1 protein-coding gene is annotated in these 6,119 nt (G+C 63.3%); it reads right to left on the minus strand.

Features of this window, described 5'->3' with window-relative positions; translation table 11 throughout:
* A partial coding sequence (locus tag ACQ4W0_RS14535; protein WP_436577349.1) for a YDG domain-containing protein occupies nucleotides 1–6,119 on the minus strand: 6,119 nt, incomplete at both ends.

Below are 6,119 nucleotides of genomic sequence, written 5' to 3' on the forward strand. Positions count from 1 at the left end.
CCTTGCCGATATCGGCCGTGCCGATGGCAACATCGCTGGCCAGCGTGTAGTTGCCCGCATCCGCGCCGCCCAAGGTGATGCCGCTGACCGTCACCGTCTTGCCAGTGGCTGCATTCTTGTCGCTAAAGACGCCGTTGCCGGCCACGCTCAGGCTGTCGCCGGCTACCTGGCCATCGAAAGTGGCCGTGCCATTCAACGTGGCCGCCCGCGTGCCGTCGTAAGTCTTGTTGTTAACGCCCACGCCACTGACACCGTTGATCGTCGCCTTGCCGATATCGGCGGTGCCGATGGCAACATCGCTGGCCAGCGTGTAGTTGCCCGCATCCGCGCCGCCCAAGGTGATGCCGCTGACCGTCACCGTCTTGCCAGTGGCTACATTCTTGTCGCTAAAGACGCCGTTGCCGGCCACGCTCAGGCTGTCGCCGGCCACCTGTCCATCGAAAGTGGCCGTGCCATTCAACGTGGCCGCCCGCGTGCCGTCGTAAGTCTTGTTGTTAACGCCCACGTTCGTCACGCTGTTGATGCTGGCCTTGGTGATGTCAGCTGTCGCGCCAGCCATGCTGCTGACAGTGTAGTTGCTGGCCAGGCCGCCATAGGTGCCGTCGCTAAGGACAGCGTCGCTGACAGTGACAGTCTTGCCGGTGCCGGCGCTCTTGTCGCCGAAGGCGCCCGATACGCCGGACAGGCCCAGCGTCTCGCCGCCCACCAGGCCGTTCAGGGTACCGCCCGAAATGCTGGCCTTGGTGCTGCCGTCATAGACCTTGTTGAGGGCCGCCACGCCCGTGAGCGTCAGCGCTTTTTGCGCAATGTTGGCCGTCAGGCCCGTGACAGGGCCGACCGTGTAATTGCTGGCCAGGCCGCCGTCGCTGCCGTTGGACAAGGTACCGCCGGTGACGCTGACGGCCTTGCCGGTGCCGGCATTTTTGTCGGAGAACGCGCCGGTGAGGCTGCCCAGATTGAGTGTTTCCGAGCCAATCATACCGCTTAGCGTGCCGCCCGTGATGGTAGCGACTGGCGCGCCGTCATAGGTTTTGTCCGCCGCCAGCGCGCCGGTGACCGCCAACGCCCTTTGCGTGATGGTGCCCGTCACGCCGGTCGGATTGCTGACCGTGTAATTGCTGGCCAGGCCGGTACCGTCAGCAATGCCCACGCCAATGACCGTTACCGCCTTGCCCGTGCCCGCGTTCTTGTCGGCGAATGCGCCGGTGCCGCCCGAAACGAGCAGCGTTTCACCACTGACCAGGCCGCTCAAGCTGCCACCCGACAACTGCGCCGCCAGCGTGCCGTCATAGACGCGCGTGGTGGCCGTCATGCCCGTCACCGTCAACGCTTTCGGCGTGATGTGGGCCATCAGGCCGGTCGGGTTGCTGACCGTATAGTTGGAGGCCAGGCCACCGTTACCGCCGTTGACCAGGGTCGCGCCGGAGGCCGTCACCGTCTTGCCGATGCCGGCGTTTTTGTTGTCGAAGGTAGCCGTCAGGCCCGACGCGCCCAGCGTCTCCGAACCTACCAAGCCGCTGATTGAGCCGCCCGACAAAGTCGCCTTGCTATTTCCGTCGTAGACCTTGTTGACGGCCGACATGCCGGTAATCGTCAGGGCCTTCGGCGTGATATTGCCGCTGCCGCTGCCGGTGGTGCCGTTCAGGCTGTAGTTATTCGCATCGGCACCGCCCAGGGCGATGCCGCTGACAGCCACCGTCTTGCCGTTGCCGGCATTCTTGTCAGCAAACGTGGCGCTTGTCGCGCTCAGCGACAGGCTGTCGCCGCCCATCATGCCGTTGAACGTGGCACCGGTCGCGCTGATGGTGGCCTTGGTATTGGCGTCATAGACCTTGCTGTCAGCCACGATGTTGGAAACACTGCTGATGAGGGCCTTGCTGATGGCGGCCGTCACGCCGGTCGGATTGCTGACCGTGTAGTTGCCAATCACGCCGCCATTGGCGCCATTGCCCAGGGTCGCGCCGCTGATGGTGACCGCTTTGCCCGTGTCGGCGTTCTTGTCGGCAAAGACACCGCTCATGCCCGTCACGTCGAAGGTTTCCAAACCGACCAGGCCGCCCAGCACCACCGCACCACCCAGGGTCGCATTGACTCCGCCGTTATACACCCGGTCGCTGGCAGACACGCCGGTAATCGTCAGCGCTTTGGGCGTGATATCGCCCGTCACGCCCGTCGGGGCGTTCAGCGAATAATTGCTGGCCAGGCCAGTGCCCTCGACCAGCGTCGTGCCAGTGACGATCACGGCCTTGCCGGTGCCAGCATTCTTGTCGGCAAACGCGCCTGTCAGGCCGGACACGCTCATGGTTTCGCCGCCCACCAGGCCGTCCAGGGTGCCGCCCGTCAGGCTGGCCTTGGTATTGCCGTCGTAGACCTTGGCGCTGGGCGCCACGCCGCTGAGCGTCAGCGCCTTTGGCGTGATATTACCGGTGATGCCAGTCAATGGCGCCAGGGTGTAGTTGGCGCTGGCGCTGCCGCTCAGCGTGGCGGTGGCATTGATGGCGACATTGCTGCCGGCATTCTTGCTGGCGTAGCTGCCGGTCAGCGCACTGATACTGAGATTGGCCAGGTCCGCATCGATGGCATTGGTCAAGCTACCGCCGGATAACACTGCATTGGTGGTGCCGTCATAGACCTTGCCTGCCGTAACGCCGCCTATGCTGACCTGGCGCGCCGTAATCGACAGGCTGCCATCGACATAAGTGATCGCGTACCCACCCTGGCCGGCCGCATACAAGCCGCTGGCGCTGAGGCCGTACGTGCCGACATTGACCGCGCCACCGTTCGTCGAAAAGGTCAGCGTGCCTTGCATGATGCCACTATCGACAGCGCGGGAATAATTGACGCCAACGCCTGAAGCGGTGGTGGAAGTGCCATCATAGACTTTGCTGCCACTGGTGACCGTGACGACCAGCTGTTTCATGAAAGAGCGCAACATGGGCGCACTCTGTCCATCATAGACGGCCCACATATTTCTCAACTCCCAGGCGGGATTGAGCAAGCCGTTGACAGCGGTGGCACTGTTGTAGTTGGCCAGCGTCTTGAGCTGCGCCGTCGTCAGGCCGATACCGGCCGCGCTGGTCACCTGGCCGCTGGCGGTCGTGTCCCAGTAACTACCAGTGACGCTGCCACTGCCGCTGTTGACACCAACCAGGCCGCCGCCAAGCGAGCCGGTGCTGACCGCGCCATTGGCATAGCTGGTGCTGATGGTGCCGGCATTGCTGCCCACCAAGCCGCCCATGGTGTTGTTGCCGCCGACGGTGCCGCTGGCATAGCTATCAACGATGGTGCCGGCATTGTTGCCGACCAGGCCGCCGCCAATGCTGTCGCCGGTGACGCCAACGGTGGCATAGCTGCCGCTGATGGTGCCCAGGTTGGTGCCTGCCAGTGCGCCTACATTGAGCGAACCGATCACCGAACCAGTAACCAGCGCCAGGTTCGAGACGGCGCCGGTGGCGCCAATGAAGCCGAAGAGGCCGACATCGCTGACGCCGGACTTGGCGATATTGATACCGGAAATGGTAAGGCCCATGCCGCTCAGTTTGCCGGTGAACGGCGCTGCTGCGGTACCGACAGGAACAAAGCCGGTACTGCCCCAGACATTGCCGCTGGCGGTACTCGCAGCGTTGAGATCGTTACCCAAGATATAGTTACCGGCAAGATTCATTGCCATCAGCTGCAACTGGTGTGCCGAGTACAGCGTGGTGCTATATTCGGCGCTCAGCATCGGCAAGGTGCCGTTGACGCCATTGACCGCACCGTCGGCGCCAACCGCGACCCAATTGTTGCCACTCAGGCCAGGCGCCGCGGTAAAGTTGAACGACGTGAAGCTGGCCGGATTCATCATTTGCGTAGCGGTCAAGCCGGTGGTGCCGGTCAGCCCGGTACCACCCGACGAGGAGAAGCCGATACCGGCCACGCCCGCATTGGCGGTGGTATTGAAATACGCATTCGTCACGCTGCCGCCGGTGTTGTCACCGACAATGCCGCCCTTGCGGTTGGAGCCTGACGTCAATTCGGTCAAGGTGCCGTTCGAATACACATTGTTGACGCTACCGAAGTTGACGCCGACAATGCCGCCGACCGAGGTCCAGCCCGTGACATTGCCCAGAGCATAGCTGTTGCTGATGACGGAGGTGCTGTTGGCGCTACCAACCAGGCCGCCGAACGCGGTGCCGGTGACGCTGGTCTTGATGACGTTGCCGCTGGCGTAGCTGTTGCTGATGGTGGCCTTGTTGTTGATACCGACCAGGCCGCCGACCGAGCCGTTGGCCGTCACCGTGCCGGTGGCATAACTGTTGGTGATCGACGCGCCGGAGGTGTTGTCGGCCACCAAGCCGCCGACACCGCTGACGCCAGTCACGGCGCCGGTCGCAAAACTACTGCTGATGTTGCCCAGGTTGCTGCGCACCAGGCCACCGGCAGCGCCGCCGCCATTGACGACCGAGCTGCTGGAACTGTTCCTGATGATGCCGGGGCCGCGGTTGATCTGCACCAGGCCGCCTGCGCCATAGCCATACCCCTGCATGTAGACCACCGAACCGGCGCTGCGGCTGTTGTTGATGGAGCCATAGTTGTCGCCGACCAGGCCACCCGTACGTACCGCGCCCTTGCTCGTCACTATGCCCTGCACGCTGACATTGTCGACCAGGCCCTTGTTGCGGCCCACCGCCAGGGCCACGCCATGGCGGCCGTAACTATTGTCGAAGATGACGACCGAGGCATTCGCCAACGCAACATTACGCACCACGCCGGCAGTCCCGACTTCGCCGAACAGGCCACCTTGTTGATTCAGGCGGTCGATATGCAAGCCGGCAATCTCATGGCCCAAGCCATCGAACTTGCCGGTAAATGCGGTAGTGCCATTGCCGACGGGCGTAAAGCCCTGGTTGCCGTCCCAGGTCGCGGTGGCGGTCGCATCGATATTGCTGCCCAGCGCATAATTGCGCGACAGATTGCCGCGCATGCCCTGCAAATCGGTGCCGGTCAGGCTGTTGAACGCGCCGAGGCTGTTGATGACGGTGTAATTGATGACCGTGCCGTTATTGCCCAGCTTGGTGCTGAAGCTGTTGTCGCTCGGCAGGTCGATGGTCGAGCGGACATTATAGACACTGGTGTTGCCGGTTGCGACGTTGGCCTGGCCGTATTCCAGCGCCAGGCTGGCCGTGCCGGTGCCGCGCATGGCGGCATTGACATTGATATTGTTTTGCGCCGTCAGGGTCAGCTTGTTGGCCGACCAGGCAATCGCTTCGTTGACATTGACGTCGCCGGCCGTGCCGCCGCTGCCGTTGGTACTCTGGATCTGCACCGAGCCCTTGTTCAGGCTGCTCATCAGGTCCGTGCCGGTCATGTTGCCGCCGGTGGCGGCGATCGTGAAGTCGACCGGATCGATCAGCCAGGTGCCGGACAAGCCGTTGGCTGCCTTGGTGCTGACATTGATACCGTTGGCAATATTCACGTGTGCGGCCGAGGTATCGATAAAGCCGCCCTTGCCACCGTCAGGCGCGCTGGCGTCCAGCGTACCGCCCGCGTTGACGGTGCCGGTCTGCATGTCGCCCAGCAATTTGATGCTGCCGCTACGCGTATCGATGGTGTGCGCCTCGATCACGCCGGTATTGTTGACCACGGTTTTCAACAGGTCGCCGGCGGCCTGCGCCGTCAATACTACGCTGCCGCCATCGGCCTGGATCAGGCCGCCATTTTGCACCAGCGCGCCCACCGCGCCCCGGTCCACCGCCACGTTCAGCAAGCCGTCGCCGGCCACGTCCAGCGTGATGGCATTGCCGGCCGCCAGGGCCACCGAACCCAGGCGCGCCGTGATCGTGCCCTCGTTCGATACATGCGCGCCCAGCAAGGCCACATAGCCGCCCGGAGCACTGATCGAGCCCTGGTTCAGCACCTTGCCCGTGCCATTGCCGGAAAATTTGTAGTTACCGGCCATAAAGTCGGCGTTGTTGATATCCAAGGTGGAGGCTACCAGGCCCGCCGTGTTGACCGAGGCTCCTTGGCCGAACAGCACGCCGTTCGGGTTGACAATAAACACCTTGCCGTTGGCCGACAAGTTGCCGAGGATGGTCGTGCCGTCGCTGCCCAGCACGCGGTTCAAGGCCACCGCATTGCTG

This window comes from Janthinobacterium breve (assembly GCF_051380895.1).
Taxonomy (GTDB): Bacteria; Pseudomonadota; Gammaproteobacteria; order Burkholderiales; family Burkholderiaceae_D; genus Janthinobacterium.